Below are 17,328 nucleotides of genomic sequence, written 5' to 3'. Positions count from 1 at the left end.
CAAGCGACACTCTTTTTTTATTGTGCTGAATTTATTTCAGCATCTATTGAAACTTACCATATTATTTTACCATATGTTAACTTTTACAGTGGGCAGTAAACAAAGCTACAGGAAGCAGTTTACAGTAAATCAGTTTTATTACTGTGTACTGACTGCATACTGAAAACTAACATACTGCATACTGAAATTCTTAGGGTGGTTATAGCATTGGGGCTCACCTCTTCCCATCTCGAACAGAGAAGTTAAGCCCAATTGCGCCGATGGTACTGCATTTATGTGGGAGAGTAGGTCGCCGCCTTTCTTTACTACTGAATTTATATTCAGTAACTATAAACCTCATATCTTACGATATGAGGTTTTTTTATGCGTACTATTTAAATAAAATGTTCTTTGATAGCCTAGAACGTTGTAAAATTAACTTTATATTCATTAAAATTGGATTATTTTAAACGTAGTGAGTTATTTTAACTAAAAAGTATCAAATTAAAATCGTTTTCTACAAAAAAAACGCACCATTCGTGATATGATACGCTTATTTTATACCATTGTTTTCTAGTTACAATGCCGTAGACTGTCTTACACGAGCACGTAATGAAGTGGAATTGATACGATACCCCGTAAACATATGATGGTATACTCGTCCTACATACGCTGTCCACCAATCACCATATTCCACGATGTTTCCTCTACTATTTGTAACTTCTAGATTTCCTTGATCTGACCCGTCTTGACCAATCAACCGAATGCGATAATCTACCCGAGCATTTCCAGAAGATACCTCTACTCTTTTATTCACAGTCACGGGTTCCCAGCCTGTTGCTTCTCCAAATAAAACAGGATTTCCGAGATTGATCCATTCACTTAGATCTCCTGTTTCATTATTCGTAGTATATTGATACTGATATTGAAGTTTTAGAGGAGTCGGCACTCCTGGAGTTTCATACAGAATGTTATAAAACTTTATCCATGCTGTTTCACCAGTATTTTCGGTTGTTACTTTGGGGTACGGAGCGCCATTCTCTATAATAATAGGAGCTTCATCAAAATTATGAATAATTATATTTGATTTTCCTGCTGGTAAATCGATATCATGGTCATACACTAAAGATAAATTATCTACAGTTCCTTGATGTAATTTTAAATTTACTATTCCAGGTTCTGTAGTGAAAAACTTACCGACTGCACCTCTAGGGATATAGCTGTAGGTGGGTAGTGTTGCTGTTTCATTGGTTAACAACTGATCATTTAATTCTACCTTATTGATATTGTTTGCAGTTCCACTGGCAATGGGAACCATATAATGCAATTGAAACTGTGCTGTTGTTTCATCATTAATTTGGGTTGCTAGGTATTCCACCTCATTTTGCTCACAAGCTGTAATTAAAAATGTACAAACCAGAAAAAGCTTTATTTTAGTTATATTTTTCATATCTCTTTATATTTTTGATGTTTAACAGATATTTTTATTGAGGTAAATCTCCAGGATACACAAACCACGGAATCGATGTATGATAATTGTCTGCGGTTCCAGGAATAGGTGTTAGTTTTTCCAACGAAGGTAAATTCCACATATATTCTGAGTTAAAACGCGGTCTTAATCGATAGCTTGGAGAGCCTTCGTTACGTACATTATATGCTCCATTTCGTCCTTGAACTTCTGCTGGCGCTAAGTAAAATCCTTTATATACTTTAGAAGGATCTGAATCCCATTTTTGATCTACCAATGCTTGATTGTATCCGTTGCCGCTACTAGGAACTTCACCTGTATAATCAATGTCGTAATTGTATTTGCGCATGTCTACCCAAGCTTCTGGAGCTCCCCATGGATATAAAGCAACCCATTTTTGCATCATAATATGTGATAATGTAAAATTATTAGTCAAGCCATTTACGTACGGACCGTTTATGTATTCAGAAGCAAGTTCATTAAAAACTGCTGTTGTCACCTTATCGCCACCAGTAGAACTTCCTTCTTTTCCCGTAAAAATATAGCGAGCAGTTGTTTGTAAGTCTGCTCTAACTCCTTCCTTAAATGCATTATATGCTTCTTGTGTTCGATTCAATTTCCAATAAGCTTCCGCTAAACAAAATTGTATTTCAGCATAGGTAGTTAATATATAAGGCGCATCGTCTCGGTATATCCAGCGACCCGTTCCGTCATGCACGGTTCCGCTAAACTGAGATGATAGGGTTCTTCCGTAGTAGGATGGAGCTTGTCCAATAGGACCGGTGGATCCAGTAAAACTTCCGCCATAATACTTATAGGTTTTTACACTATCTGCAACATTTAAATCTAAATAGGTTGGATTGCTTTCTGTGGCCAACTTTACAGTAACTCTAGGATCAAAGTGACCTACCTCATTTAGTAATGTATCTGTAATGATTTGTTTTTCAGCAAGTTTAAAAGGATAATAAGGGTTGCTACCAGCTGATATTATTTTATCACCTGTTGCTTCATTGTACTCAGGTACTGTTCCTGTAAACACCTGTACTGCATATTCGTGCTGAAAAAAGAGGTAATTTAAATTTCTTCTTGCTGTGCCCCAAAAATTATTAAAACCACTGTAGGGTGCCGATTGTGAACCACCTCCAATTTTTACGGTAGCATCGTCACTAGGACTTTGAAAGGATTTACCTGCGGCAGTAATTAATTCTTGAGCATAGGTGCCTTCAAAATCTGTTTTATTGGTTAAAGAAGATAAATTACGAACAATAACAGCGTACGCAAACTTAATCCACATCTCTTTATTTCCACCATAAATAAAATCATTATCACTAATTTTAGTACCGTATGATTGATTATCCGTTCGTTCTAGCAGTTCAATAGCTTCATATGCCCATGTACGAACTTGATCATAAATTTCTTTTTGATAATCATAATCATGCTGTAATAAACCTGGTACAAATGCATCATTCATAGGTAGTTCTCCATGAACTTTCGTCAACATATCCCAGCTAAAAGCTTTCATTGCTAAGCCAATACCTGCTAAGGTCCAATCTTCTTCGTCCTTAGATTGATTGATTAGATTTTCAAGATTCTGCCCCTGATTCCAATAGGTCATTCGCCAAATTTCTGCTCCAGCATCACTACCTAAAGCAAAGAAATGATTTGCAAAGTTACCATAAGTACCTGAACTTGTGCCCATCATTTGTGTTAGTGGTCCAATAGCACGTATGTCCCAATAAACACCTTGGTATTGTTGTGTAATTCCCGCTAGATACAAATACCCATCTACCTTGGCGGGTGCATCTATATTCTCATTGACATCAAGGTATTCTTCGCAACTACTCAAGCTAAAAAATACGATTAGTATGTATATTAATTTATTTTTCATGGTATTTTAATTTAAGTTTAAACTTACTCCTATTGTAAAGGCACGAGGGTTTGGCAAAGACCAAACATCAATACCTTCTCCACCTGTACCTCCAGCTGCTGCAGAAACCGTATTTCCTACAGCATCAATACCTGAGTAATTTGTCCATGTAAACAAATCGTTTGCTACAAAAAACAAATCCATTTGAGAAAAAAGCTTAGATTTACGAAGCACATCTTCTGGTAGACGGTAGGAAAAACGTAATTCTTGCATTCGTAAATAATTGACATCTTTTTCTAACCAATCTTCATCACCACCTGAAAAGATAGAGGATCCATAGGTTCTATAATCAACTGCTATTGTATTTTGGGTTGGGTTGGCTGTATTCTCATTTCCATCGCGTATCACACCATCAAATATATAGGGTTGACTTTCACGCAAAGCAACAGATTCCCAACTTGTTCCTCGTTGCATCATAAATCGTTTGGTACCATTTACAACGGTGGCACCCAAACGCCCTGCAAACAAGCTAGACAATCTAAAGTTTTTATACTGTAAACTGGTTAACATTCCAAAACGTAATTTTGGTTCTCTGTCACCAATAATAGACCATTGACTATCGACAAGTGGTAGCCCAGTAGTGGGGTTAATTAAAATAGCACCATTATCATTACGTTCATAAGCTCTTCCTGTTACTGTTGTGATTGGTTGCCCTTTTATGATACCGTTTCTTATGTTTCCTGAGTTCCATGTAAAAGGATTGTAGTATTCTGTTACGTTTTCTGGAAGAAGAACAACTTCGGAAGTTCCTCTAGAACCATTGACTCCTACATTCCAAGTAAAATCATCGTTTTTTATCACATCAACATCAATGTTGGCTTCCCATCCTTTTGTTTTAAAGGTACCCACATTCAACGTATTTAACACAAATCCTGTGGCATAGCTCAATCGAAAGCCTTGTACTATTTGATCTGAATTTTCTGTTGCAAAATAGGTAAAACTTGCATTTACCCTATTGTTGAACAATCTGAAATCTATACCAGCTTCATGTGCCGTAGTAATTTCGGGTTTTAAGTTTGGGTTAGGTCCTGTAAATCCATATTTAAAACCACCTCCTGTTAAATTTGTGGTTTGTAGTTGTGGATCAATCTGTAAAGGCCTGGCGTCTTTTCCTACTTGCGCCCATGAACCACGAAGTTTGATATAATTGATTGACTCAACATCTTTTATAAAATCTAAATCAGATACAATAAACGAGCCTTCAATAGCTGGGTAAAAATACCTATTGTTGTTGACTGGTAACGTAGACGACCAGTCATTTCTAGCTCTTAAAGTAATAAATGCAATATTGTTATAGCCAAATTCAAAAGAACCTGAAACTGCTTGTATTCTTCGTTTCGTGTTTCTCTGACTTGTTGTTTGTGTTAATGGATCTGTATTATTGATAGATTGAAAATCGGCTATGATAAATCTACTACCCGAACTAGCTGATCTAGTCACTTCATTTTCTAATTGATGGTATCCTAATTGAGCTGAAAATGAAAACTTTTTATCAAAAAAATTATTATTGTATCCTGCAAGAATATTGATTGTGGGATCAGAAAAATTAGACTGAACAAGATCGTACTGACCTTCACCAGCATTTCTGTTAAAATAATAGGGGTGGTTAGATGCTATAAAAGTTTGCATTCCTACATCCCAACCTACTTGTGCACGTATAAAGGTGTTTTTTACGGGAGTTATATTTAGTGCAATATTACTGATAAATCGATCTGATTCGTCATAGTACTTATTCTTATTCATACCAAAAAGCGGATTGAGTAAATCTTCATCAAGGTAGTAGTCTGGTACTTTCATATGACTGCCATCTTCTGCAAGGTAGTTGCTCATATCATCTACCATAGGCCACAACATGGCTCGGTATAATGGACCCGCTGTACCTTTCCGAACTTTCGTATTTCCTGTATTGGTATATTGCAGTGCTCCTTCAAACGTTAACCAATCTGTAATGTCTGCTTTACCTGACAAACTTAGATTTGTTCTTTTGTAATCTGTAGTTTTTAATACTCCAATTTCGTCTAATTGTGAAAAACTAGCACGGATGGTTGCTTTGTCTGAACCTCCTTCAACGGAAACGTTGTATCGTTGCTGAAAACCTGTTTGAAGAACGGCATCAATATTATCGTAAATCTCAATTCCTTCTGGATAGAGACCTCCATATTTGCTTGTAAAATAGTAGTTTGTTGTGCCATAGGCTCCATTGGCATATTTATCTTGCATGTCTGGATAGCCATATGCTTTACTAAATTTGAGGTAATTACTAAATCTTACGGTACCTTTTCCTATAGTGCCTTTTTTAGTGGTGATAATAATAGCACCGTTAGAGGCATCAGAACCATACAATGCGGCAGCTGCTGCCCCTTTTAATACAGTAATAGACTCAACATCTTCTGGATTAAAATCATTCCCTCTAGAAGAAAAATCTAAGTCACGTACAGAAAAACCACCTCCGGCCATTTCATTAGGATCGAAAGTAGTGTTGTTCATGGGAATTCCATCTACCACATAAAGTGGCTTGTTATTACCCGATATAGAGGTAATATTTCTCAATACTATATTTGTGGAGGCTCCAGGACTTCCACTTGTAGAACCAATGTTAAGACCAGGTACTCGTCCTGCCAGTGCTGTAATAAAATTTTCTCTACCTGAATCTTGAATTGTTTTCCCGTCAATTTTTTGTACCGAAGAACCCATACTACGCGCTGCCCGTTTTAAACCAAATTCTGCAGTAATTACAATTTCATCTAAAGTTGCAGTACTTTCTTCTAAAATGACATTAATAACTGCATTAGTTGCAACAATTTCTTTCTTTTTAAAACCAAGAGAAGAAAAAACGAGCGTTCTTCCTTTTGTAACTACTAATTGATAATTTCCGTTAAAATCTGTGGATGTTCCTTTATTAGTCCCTTTAATAAGAATTGTTACTCCTGGTAAAGGGCTACCTATTTCGTCAACAACACTACCTTTTACAGTTATATTTTGTGAAAATAATACGGAAAACGAAGTTGTAAAAAAAACCAGAAGAGTAACTTTAATTTTTTTAGTCATGAGTAGATTTTTTTGTAAGTCATGGTAAACTTAATAAAAAAAAATAAAGTATATCATATTTTTTTCTATTTTTTTGCAGTTTTTTTTATTTTTTTGCGCTTTTAGTGTTTTTTTAATGCAATTTATGTTGTTTTATTTAAGTTTTATGATATTGTATGCTTTCTTTATTGCTAATTATTTTACTTTAGAAGTTTTTACAAATTGTATCGGAAATCAATTTTTTGAGATTGCTTTAACAATTTAAATATTTAGAGGATGGGTTAATTCTTAACAGCATAAAGTGACCGGAATTTAATTTTAAAACAATGGAATATATATGATAAGAGTTATTTTTCAGGACATGACAAAAAACAGTATTTAAACTACAAACGTCCTTAAAATAGGTAGTTATTTTATTTTTCAAAATGTCTCGTCAAACATTACTGAAATCAAAATATATTTTGATTGAAAGTATAAAACGTAGTTTCTCGAGAGATAATTTTTTATGGAATTATCGAGAAACATAAGGTCTCGACTGCGCTGGACCTGACATTTGAGACTATTTGATAAATTTTTGTCATGTACAAAGCAATTATTTATAAAATATTATCATATATTTTCGTTATTGATGTTATACTTTGTTTCTTTGCGTCTTATGAGATTGATATTTCTATTCATTATTTTCTTGGTTTCTTTTTATTCGAAAGCTCAGGTTGGAGGTGAAAGAATATATCAGTTTTTAAATGTTTCTACTTCTGCAAGACAGATAGCATTAGGTGGGGAAGTCTTAACTTTAATAGATGATATAAATCAACCTATTTGGAATCCTGCTACTATAAATAGTAATTTAGATAGAAGATTGTCTGTAAACTATTCTAGTTATTTAGCAGGTATTAATGTTGGTGCTATTTCTTACGCAAGAGAAATATCAAGAAGATTTGGAACTATTCATGGCAATATAAAATATCTAGATTATGGTGCTATTATTGAAGCCAATGAACAAGGAGAAGAGACTGGTAATTTTAGAGCGAATGATATTGCTGTTTCTATAGGTTATTCTTACAACTTCCCATACACTAATTTTTATCTTGGTGCCAATTTGAAATTTATTACTTCAACGATTAGTAATTTTTCATCCACTGGTGTAGCCACAGATATAGCCTTATTATATTATAGTCTATACAAGCCTTATAGTTTTACAGTGGTTGCAAGAAATATTGGGGCACAATTAAAATCGTTTAATGGAGAAATTGAAAAGTTACCTTTTGAATTTGCTTTGGGTGCAAGTTATCAATTAGAATATGTTCCATTAAAATGGTATTTAACTTTAGACAATTTGCAGCAATGGGATATTACTGCTGCCAATCCATCAAATCAAACCACAGATTTAGAAGGAAATGTTACTGAAGAAGAATCAGGCTTTGTTGCAAACACTTTGCGTCATTTTGTGGTGGGAGCAGAGTTGTTTCCCGAAAGTGTTATAAATATTAGAATTGGTTATAATTTTAGAAGAGCTGCTGAACTAAAGTTGCAAAATGCAAGAACTTTTAGTGGTGTTTCTTTTGGTTTTGGAATAAAAATGAATAAATTTAAATTTAATTATGCTTATTCTAAATTTCATACAGCTGCTAATGTGAGTACCTTTAGCTTAGAAATAGATTTAGATAGTAGAAGAAGATAAAAAATGAATAAAAAAATAACAATTGCAATAGATGGTTTTTCATCTACAGGTAAAAGTACCATAGCAAAATTAATAGCAAAAAAATACAATTTTATTTATGTAGATTCTGGTGCTATGTATAGAGCTATCACGTTTTTTGCAAAACAAAATAATTTTGTTGGGAAGGATTTTCTAAAAAAAGCCGAACTAATTTCTGAATTGAAAAATAATTCACTTTCCTTTCAATTTAATAAGCAATTAGGTTTTGCAGAAATGTTTTTAAACGGGCAAAACGTTGAAAAAGAAATAAGAAGACTAGAAGTTTCTCAATTGGTAAGTAAAGTTGCTGAAATCTCTGAAGTGAGAAGAAAGCTTGTAAAAGAGCAGCAAGAAATGGGAGAAAAAGGAGGTGTTGTTATGGACGGAAGAGATATTGGAACCGTCGTTTTTCCCAATGCTGATTTAAAATTATTTATGACAGCTTCTGCAGACAAAAGAGCTACCAGGCGCTATAAAGAATTAATAGATCGAGGAGACAAAGTAAGTTTTAAAGATGTGCTATTTAACGTTGAAGAAAGAGATAGAATTGATTCTACAAGAGAAGATTCTCCGTTAACAAAAGCAAAGGATGCTATTGAAATTGATAATTCTGATATGGGAATTCAAGAGCAATTTGAGAGAATTTGTACTTTAGTTGATAGAAAATTGAAAGAAATCTAGAATTTTATAAATAGGTTTAGCCCTGATTGAAGTCCCGAAGCTTTGGGGTTTGAGCTCTTTTTATTCTTTTTCTGAATGAAAAGCGAGTGCCTTTCGACTTCGCTCAAGATGAACTCCAAGCAGGAAATATTTTCAAAAAATAACTTTAAGGAATATTTAAATACTTATGTGTCTGAAGAGAAATTTTCCATTTTGGATTTTTCATCACATAATCTACAATAAGTGCTGTCATTTTTTCTTTTTTACTCCATTCTGGTTGTAAATACAATTGACATTTCTTACCTACTTTAGCGGCTTGTTGTTCAGCAAAATCGAAATCGGATTTATTATGAATAATCATTTTCAATTCATCTGCTTCTCTATACACTTCCTCTAGAGGTAATTTATTTTTTTTTGGTGAGAGACAAAACCAATCCCATTTTCCAGAAAAAGAATAGGCTCCAGAAGTTTCGATATGTGTTCTGATCTGATTTTTTTGAAGATTTTCTGTAATATAATCCATAGACCACATTAAAGGCTCACCACCAGTAATAACAACCGTGTTTGCGTATTTCTTTACATTGTCTACAATGGTGTCTGCTAATGTTGGTGGATGCAAATCTGCATTCCAGCTTTCTTTCACATCGCACCAATGGCAACCTACATCACAACCACCAACTCGAATAAAATAAGCGGCAGTTCCTGTATGAGAACCTTCACCTTGTATGGTGTAAAACTCTTCCATTAGTGGAAGCATAATTCCTTTATCTACTAAATCTTGCGTTTCTTTATTCATTATGTTGTTCTCAAAATAGAGTCATAAAATTCTTTATATATTCTAAATATTTTAGACACGAATTTTAAAAATCTTACTCTAACAATTTATTAATTATTTTACGCAGCAAACTATCTGCCTGTAAATTATAGTTTATTTTCTGGCTGCTACCACTTCAATTTCAATTTTTGCACCTGCGGCTAAATCGGCTGCAAAGGTAGTTCTTGCAGGTAAATTATCGGTAAAAAAAGTACGATAAATTGTATTCATTTTAGAGAAATCTTCAATATCAGCTAAAATTACCGTACATTTTACAACATCTGCTAATGTTAAGTTGTGGTATTTTAAAACAGCTTCAATATTTTTGAGCGTTTGTTTTGTTTCCGCTTCAATTCCATCTTTAACGAGTTTTCCTGTCGCATGGTTTTTTCCTATTTGTCCCGTTAAAAAGTATAAATTATCAACTTGAACGGCATCAGAAAAAGGAACGTTTTGCCTGCTTTTCTCATGTGATTTATGGTGCTTTATAACTGAGGTTTTATCTTTATTGCAGGAGAAATTCATCAATAGTAAAAAAAATAAAAATAATTTTATAAGAAATTTCATAAAGTTTTGATTTTCAATACAAATATAAAAACAATTAAGATGAATTATTTTAATTGTAAGTGTTTAAAAATCAAGTATTTTTTGTAAATTTGCACTCCTTTTTACGAGAACAGATTTATAAAAGGACCTTTGAAAAACAATTTATAAAAACATCTCTTGTTATTTTTATCGTTAAAAATCTGAATTACAGCAAGATACAAATTTAATTTTCAGAAATGTCTGAAGAAACTAAAAACACAGAAGAGCAAGAAGTTGCTACTGATGTAAATCAAACAGAAGCAACAAGGGTTGCTGTAGAGGAAAAACAAGATCCACAACAATTTTTGGCTGACTTTAACTGGCACAAATACGAACAAGGTATTGAAGCAGTTGATGAAAAGAAATTACAAGATTTCGAAAAAGCTTTAGAAGGTACTGTAGGTTTTGTGAACGAGCGTGACGTAATTGAAGGAACGGTAATTAGAATTACTGATAGAGATGCAATCATCGATATCAATTCTAAATCTGAAGGCGTTATTTCTTTAAACGAATTTCGTTACAACCAAGGTTTAAAAGAAGGTGATACTGTAGAAGTATTGGTAGATAAAAGAGAAGATTCTTCTGGTCAATTGGTATTGTCTCACAAAAAAGCAAGAGTAATTAAAGCATGGGAACGTGTGAACAATGCTCATGAAACTGGTGAAGTAGTAAACGGTTTTGTTAAATGTAGAACTAGAGGTGGTATGATTGTAGATGTTTTCGGAATCGAAGCATTTTTACCAGGATCTCAAATTGACGTAAAGCCTATTAGAGATTACGATCAGTATGTAGAAAAAACAATGGAATTTAAAGTTGTGAAAATCAACCATGAATTTAAAAACGTTGTCGTTTCTCATAAAGCTTTAATTGAAGCGGATATTGAATTACAGAAAAAAGAAATTATTGGCCAATTAGAGAAAGGACAAGTATTAGAAGGTGTTGTTAAAAACATTACTTCTTATGGTGTGTTTGTAGATTTAGGTGGTGTTGATGGTTTGGTACATATTACAGATTTATCTTGGTCTAGAATTAACCATCCGAATGAGGTTGTTGAATTAGATCAAAAATTAAACGTTGTAATTTTAGACTTTGATGATAACAAATCTAGAATTCAATTAGGTTTAAAACAATTGTCTGCGCATCCTTGGGAAGCTTTAAACGATACTTTAAAAGTGGGCGATAAAGTTACTGGTGAAGTTGTAGTAATTGCAGATTATGGTGCTTTTGTAGAAGTAGAACAAGGAGTAGAAGGGTTAATTCACGTTTCTGAAATGTCATGGTCAACACATTTACGTTCGGCGCAAGATTTTGTAAAAGTGGGAGATAAAGTAGAAGCGCAAGTTTTAACTTTAGACAGAGAAGACCGTAAAATGTCTTTAGGTATGAAACAATTACACCCAGATCCTTGGACAGATATTACAACTAAATATCCTGTAGGTTCTACACACACTGGTACGGTAAGAAATTACACAAACTTTGGTGTGTTTGTAGAATTAGAAGAAGGAATTGATGGTTTAGTGTACATTTCAGATCTTTCTTGGACTAAGAAAATCAAGCATCCATCAGACTTTGTAACTGTTGGAGACAAGCTAGAAGTTCAAGTGTTAGAATTAGATGTAGAGAACAGAAAGTTAAACTTAGGTCATAAGCAAACGCAAGACAATCCTTGGGATGCGCATGAAGCTACGTTCGCAATTGGTTCTACACATGAAGGTACTATCAAAGAAAAGAATGATAAAGGTGCAGTTGTAACTTTATCTGACGATGTTGAAGGTTTTGCACCAACACGTTACTTAGAAAAAGAAGACGGTTCTAAATTAGGAAAAGGAGATACTACAAACTTTGTGGTTTTAGAATTTTCTAAAGAATACAGAAGAGTTGTTGTTTCTCATACTTCTATCTTTAGAGAAGAAGAAAAGAGAAATATCAAAGTTGCTTCTAAGAAATCTGCAGATGCAGAGAAAACTACTTTAGGAGACATTGGTGGTTTAGCAGCTCTTAAAGAAAAAATGGAAGCTGGAGCAAAAAAGAAGAAATAATTCTTTGTACTGAACCAGTTTCAGTATCTAGTCGATATTTATAATATCTAAAGCCGATGCAATTTGCATCGGCTTTTTCTTGTACTGAACTTTTTGAAGATTATCTATTATCCGCATATTAAACTATTTAGAATTTCTTTTCTTTTTTTCTGTCTGAAATTATTTTTTTTGCAAAGCAGGGTCAAAATTCTGGCAATAATCATCAATGTCACAAAAAATTGTAGTAATTTTATCTATAGAAGTTATAAATGGAATACTAGTTAAATGCTTGATATATAGAGTTTAAATATGCTAGTTCTCTATTTTTCTACAATAATTTAATATGATTTCTTACGTCAAACTCAGGTTTTTAGTAAATTTTAAAACGTTTGTTTTTCAAAACCCTAAATAGATTTTATAGGTGTATACCCAGATATCGTTAAAGATAGATAGCACTTATAAACGTAGAAGATTTCACAAAAATGCCATTATCAACTTTGAAAAGAAGGAATAAAAAAGTTTAAATTTGATATAAAATTTCAAAATATTTTAATCCAAGAAAGACCTGTTTAATGAAAAGATGTTTTTATAGGCCACTGTAACCAAAGAAAATATACGCAATGAAAACTGCTATAAATAAGAACATAAGAAAATATATCCTCATCTTCTATTGCTTTATGGCCCACATAAGTATGGGACAATTCAATAATTTAAAGTTTGAAAACTTAAATACAGCAGATGGCCTTTCCAGTAGTACCTGCGGAGAAATATTTCAAGATAAAGAAGGCTTTTTGTGGTTTGGAACTATAGATGGATTGAATAAATACAACGGATATGAATTTGAGATCTTTAGGTTTATTTTGAATGATTCCACATCTATAAGTAATAATAGAATTACTAGTATTGAAGAAGATAATAATGGCAACCTATGGATTGGAACCAATAATGGGTTGAACCTTTTCGACAAGAAAACAAATAAATTTTTAAGAATACAACTTTACAAACAACTGTCCTTAGCAAATAGTTCCCAAAAAGTTATCAATGATTTATTGTACGATACTTTAACCAATACATTATGGGTAGCTACAAAAAACGGGGTTATAAAAATAGGATTAGATGCGAACCATGCAAGGTTTCAAAATTTTAAGTTTTCATACTACATCAACGATCAATCCAACTTAAATTCATTAGACAATAATTATGTAAATGTTATTGTAAAAGATAAGAATAATAATATATGGATGGGTACAAACGGGCAGCATTTGAACCTTTACAGCCCAGAAAAAGATAATTTTGAACGAATTTTTATCAATACCAAAACACCCTATGAGTTGAATCACATCCCTAAAAGTGTATTTATCGATTCCGATGGCGATTTTTGGATCGGAAACGATCTCTCGAATTTCATTCTATGGAATAGAGAACAAAATATTTTCAAACACATCTCTTTGGCAGACAGTAAGATCCCTGTATCTGATATTTATCAAGATAGCAATAGCTTATTTTGGGTTTCTACAGATGCTTTCGGATTGTATTTGTTTGAAAAGAAGCAAGGAGCCGCAATCCTAAAACAACATATTTTAAATAATTTTTCTGATCCGTTTTCACTTCCCAATAACAAACCAAGTAAAATTTTTGAAGATAGACAGGGCATTTATTGGATTGGAAGCTATGATGAGGGTGTAAGTAAATTCGATCCTTCTAACTATGCCTTTGGTCATTTTTATTACCAACCCAATAATGTCAATGGATTGAGTGAAAAAACAGTACAGTCAGTTTTACAGGATTCAAAGGGGAGAATTTGGATCAGTGCCTATAACGGAGGGCTTAACCTGTTCAATGAAAAAACAAATTCTTTTCGGCATTCCCCTAGTAAAACCCGTCTGAAACAAAAGTTAAGTTCTAATAAAATTCTATATACTTTTGAAAGTCATGATGGCTTTATTTGGGTTTGTACTTTAGATGGCGGTGTTAATAAACTAAACCCAGAGACAGGAGCAATCGAGGTATTTCTACATGATGTCAAAGACCCTTTTTCTATAGGGCAAAGTTCTGTTTGGACAGGTGTAGAAGATTCAAAAAATAGAATATGGTTTGGACTAAGAACAGAGGGCATTAGTTTATACAATCCAAAAAACAGACGCTTTACCAACTATAAAAGCAGCTATGGGACAAAAAATCATCTGGTAAGTAATTCGGTTATTTGTACTTTTATTGATTCTAAAAATCGGTTATTTGTAGGTACTGCGTTAGGGCTAAATATGGTAGACCTTCATCAATTAGAGGATGATATTCCAAAAGAGATCAACTTTATACATGTAAAAGGAGAAGGGTTAGAAGGTGGTGGTGTAAATTATGTAACAGAGGATCATATTGGAAATATATGGGTGGGTTCAGACAGCGGTATTTATCTGCTGAATTCCAATCTAAAGGTGGTAAAAACATATTCCTCTCAAACAGGACTGCCTAACAATCTGGTGGTGGGAATTCAAGAAGATAACAATGGTAATATTTGGATTACTACCAAAGGAGGTCTTTCATTATTAAATCCGAATACAGATCAGTTTAAAAATTTCAATAGACATGACGGGCTGCAGGGAACTGAATTTCAAAGTAAATCTATTGAAAAAACAAAAGATGGCCGTATTATTATTGGAGGCATCAATGGTTTTAATATTTTTCAGCCCAATGATATCATCACAGCACCACCCTCTGTGATGCTTACTCCTAAGATAACTCGTTTTAAATTAAATAATAAACCCATAATAGCTGGAGATACCATACAAGGGAGAGTTGTGTTGCGTAAGTCTATTTCTAGCACGCAGGAAGTAACTTTAAGGTACGATGAAAACTATATCTCGTTCGAGTTTGTGGCTTTGTATTTTAAAAATCCAGAACAGGTTCAGTACGCCTATAAAATGAAAGGGCTTGACAATGAATTTATAGAGATTGGAAATAACAGAGTAGTAAATCATTCAAATTTAGAACCTGGCAATTATACCTTTGAAGTAAGAGCTTCTACAGATAATCAGTGGGAAACTACCCAAACAGCATCTGTGAATATAAAAATACTACCTCCCATCTGGAGAACCTGGTGGGCCTACCTATTGTATGCTTTTATAGGTTTTTCTATTTTTTGGGTAATTGTGCATTATTATACTTTTAAAGTAAAAGAAGGACAAGAGCATGAATTAGACCAAATGAAACTTCAGTTTTTCGTAAATGTGTCACATGAATTTAGAACCCCATTAACACTCATACTAAACCCAGTAGATAAGATTCTTTCGAGCTTTAACAATGATACTGAAACCATTCGAAAATCAGCAATCACCATACAACGAAGTGCCAGAAGACTAATGCATTTGGTGAATCAGTTACTGGATTATAGGAAAATGGACGTTGGGAAAACACCCTTGCAATTGGAAAAAGGTAATATTGTTAAATTCATTGAAGATATATGTTCACTTTTTAAAGATTTGGCCAAAAAGAAAAAAATTCATTATGTCTTTACTTCAGATTCTAAAAGCATTTCACTATTGTTTGATGCGGATAAAGTAGAAAAAATTATCACTAACTTAATTTCTAATGCAATTAAATTTACTAACAATTATGGAGCAATTACCATCTCTGTGAATGCGGTAAAGAATCCAAAGAAAAAATATAAAAACGTTTTTTTTCAAAATAAAAAATTAGGAGATTATGTAGAAATTATAGTACAAGATTCAGGAGTAGGACTAGATAAAGAGCAAATGAAACGTATTTTTTCACGTTTTTATAATGTCGATACGACCAAAACAGGAACAGGAATTGGGCTTCATTTTACAAAAGCTTTGGTAGAATTACACGGGGGAGAGATTTTTGTAGAAAGCCAACATTTACAGGGGAGTAAATTTGTGGTAAGAATACCGTTGAATGCAAAGGGACGTGTGGCAAAAGTAGAGAATGTTAAGAATGAATTTTTAATCAATTCTATGAAAGCTGTAGAATATGATTTGCTAATTTCAAATGAAGCTGAAACTCTAGACACTCAAAACAACACACCCCATAGAAACGAAAAAAAACAACCTACATTGTTGATTGTAGAAGACAATAAAGAGCTAAGAACTCATTTGACTAATGATCTCAAAGACTCTTATAAAGTCAAAGAAGCTGTCAACGGAGAAGAGGGGTTAAAAATGGTGAAAAAGTATTTTCCAGATATTGTAGTTAGTGATGTGATGATGCCCAAAATGGACGGATTTGAAATGTGTCATTCGATAAAAAAAGAATTAGATACATGTCATATCCCAGTCATTCTATTGACAGCAAGAACTTTAGAAGAAGACAGAATTGAAGGTTATGAGAACGGAGCCGATGGCTACTTATCAAAACCTTTTATTACGAGTGTTTTAAGAGCCAGAATCGATAATTTGTTAGAATCTAAAAATAGGTTGAGACAAAAATTTTCTGAAATAGGTGGTGTTTTGCTTTCTAATAAGTTTACTTCTAATAATTTAGACGAAGCTTTTTTAGATAAAGCAACAAAAATTATTTTAGACAACATTAGCGATATTGATTTCAAACAAGAACACCTCCTAAAAGAAATGGGAATTGGGAGATCTCAATTTTATAGAAAAATAAATGCCCTAACAGGGCATAATCCAAGCCATTTTATTAGAACAATAAGACTAAAATATGCTTCTGAACTTTTAATGAAAAATGAAAATTCTATTAAAGAAATAACTTATATGAGCGGCTTTAATTCTACCGCTTATTTTAGTAAAACTTTTAGAGATCTTTTTGAGATGACACCAAGTCAGTTTATTGATCAAAATGAAATAGCTAAAAAACTTCTTTAGAATAATAATACACTTTTAATGCCCTACATAATTCTTTATCCTATTTTTCAGAACAGTTACAATGGTTTTGTATCTCTCAATACCCAATAATTAAATTAGTGAAACTCAATTTTTATTCTGAAGCTTTGGAAGCGAAGCAATGAATTAAAAATTGCTAGCTGAACCTGCCTATGCCGGCATGCAGGCTAATCTCTATTTTTTAGCGGGATTTGTGGGTTTTAATCCCTAACGCTCTGCGTCGAAATAAAAAAGAAATTCCTATTTTATTTGATACCTCATACCCTTAGGTCGAGGTTTTACATTAGAGCTCTTT

At 33.2% G+C, this 17,328-nt stretch carries 9 protein-coding genes and 1 rRNA gene; 5 read left to right on the top strand and 5 right to left on the bottom strand.

What is annotated here, in order from left to right; genetic code table 11:
- The first annotated feature begins 191 nt into the window (after positions 1-191).
- A 5S ribosomal RNA gene (gene rrf / locus Q0998_RS09060) occupies positions 192-301 on the top strand.
- 255 nt (positions 302-556) lie between these two features.
- Here rrf and Q0998_RS09055 read toward each other — a convergent pair.
- From Q0998_RS09055 to Q0998_RS09045, 3 genes are read right to left on the bottom strand one after another with little or no spacing between them, the layout of a single operon-like run.
- Positions 557-1,429: a hypothetical protein gene (locus Q0998_RS09055; RefSeq protein WP_299669166.1), complete on the bottom strand. Its 873-nt coding sequence runs from the start codon at positions 1,427-1,429 to the stop codon at positions 557-559.
- A gap of 34 nt (positions 1,430-1,463) precedes the next feature.
- Complete coding sequence (locus Q0998_RS09050) at positions 1,464-3,335, bottom strand: SusD/RagB family nutrient-binding outer membrane lipoprotein (RefSeq protein WP_299669164.1); 1,872 nt, start codon at positions 3,333-3,335, stop codon at positions 1,464-1,466.
- Between the two features lie 6 nt (positions 3,336-3,341).
- The gene (locus Q0998_RS09045; RefSeq protein WP_299669162.1) at positions 3,342-6,422 is read right to left on the bottom strand and encodes a SusC/RagA family TonB-linked outer membrane protein; all 3,081 of its coding nucleotides are present in this window, start codon (positions 6,420-6,422) and stop codon (positions 3,342-3,344) included.
- Positions 6,423-7,056: 634 nt separating this feature from the next.
- Here Q0998_RS09045 and porQ point away from each other — a divergent pair.
- Complete coding sequence (gene porQ / locus Q0998_RS09040; protein ID WP_299669160.1) at positions 7,057-8,082, top strand: type IX secretion system protein PorQ; 1,026 nt, start codon at positions 7,057-7,059, stop codon at positions 8,080-8,082.
- A gap of 3 nt (positions 8,083-8,085) precedes the next feature.
- Positions 8,086-8,781: a (d)CMP kinase gene (gene cmk / locus Q0998_RS09035; RefSeq protein WP_299669158.1), complete on the top strand. Its 696-nt coding sequence runs from the start codon at positions 8,086-8,088 to the stop codon at positions 8,779-8,781.
- 145 nt (positions 8,782-8,926) lie between these two features.
- Here cmk and Q0998_RS09030 read toward each other — a convergent pair whose 3' ends face one another.
- On the bottom strand, positions 8,927-9,556 hold the full coding sequence (locus Q0998_RS09030) for a 7-carboxy-7-deazaguanine synthase QueE (RefSeq protein ID WP_299669156.1): 630 nt from the start codon (positions 9,554-9,556) through the stop codon (positions 8,927-8,929).
- A 132-nt stretch (positions 9,557-9,688) separates the two neighbouring features.
- Positions 9,689-10,141 carry a RidA family protein gene (locus tag Q0998_RS09025; protein WP_299669154.1) on the bottom strand — a complete coding sequence of 151 codons (453 nt, stop codon included), beginning with the start codon at positions 10,139-10,141 and terminating at the stop codon, positions 9,689-9,691.
- Between the two features lie 215 nt (positions 10,142-10,356).
- Between Q0998_RS09025 and rpsA the strand changes: the two genes are divergently transcribed.
- Both rpsA and Q0998_RS09015 read left to right on the top strand, forming a co-directional pair.
- Positions 10,357-12,198: a 30S ribosomal protein S1 gene (rpsA, locus tag Q0998_RS09020; protein WP_299669152.1), complete on the top strand. Its 1,842-nt coding sequence runs from the start codon at positions 10,357-10,359 to the stop codon at positions 12,196-12,198.
- A 671-nt stretch (positions 12,199-12,869) separates the two neighbouring features.
- A complete protein-coding gene (locus Q0998_RS09015) occupies positions 12,870-17,015 on the top strand; it encodes a two-component regulator propeller domain-containing protein (RefSeq protein WP_299669150.1) in 4,146 nt (1,381 codons plus the stop codon).
- The last annotated feature ends 313 nt before the right edge of the window (positions 17,016-17,328 follow it).

The sequence above is a fragment of the uncultured Polaribacter sp. genome (genome assembly GCF_947501385.1).
Taxonomy (GTDB): domain Bacteria; phylum Bacteroidota; class Bacteroidia; order Flavobacteriales; family Flavobacteriaceae; genus Polaribacter.
Note: the sequence above shows the minus strand (reverse complement) of the source record. Positions and strands in the feature narration are given on the sequence as shown.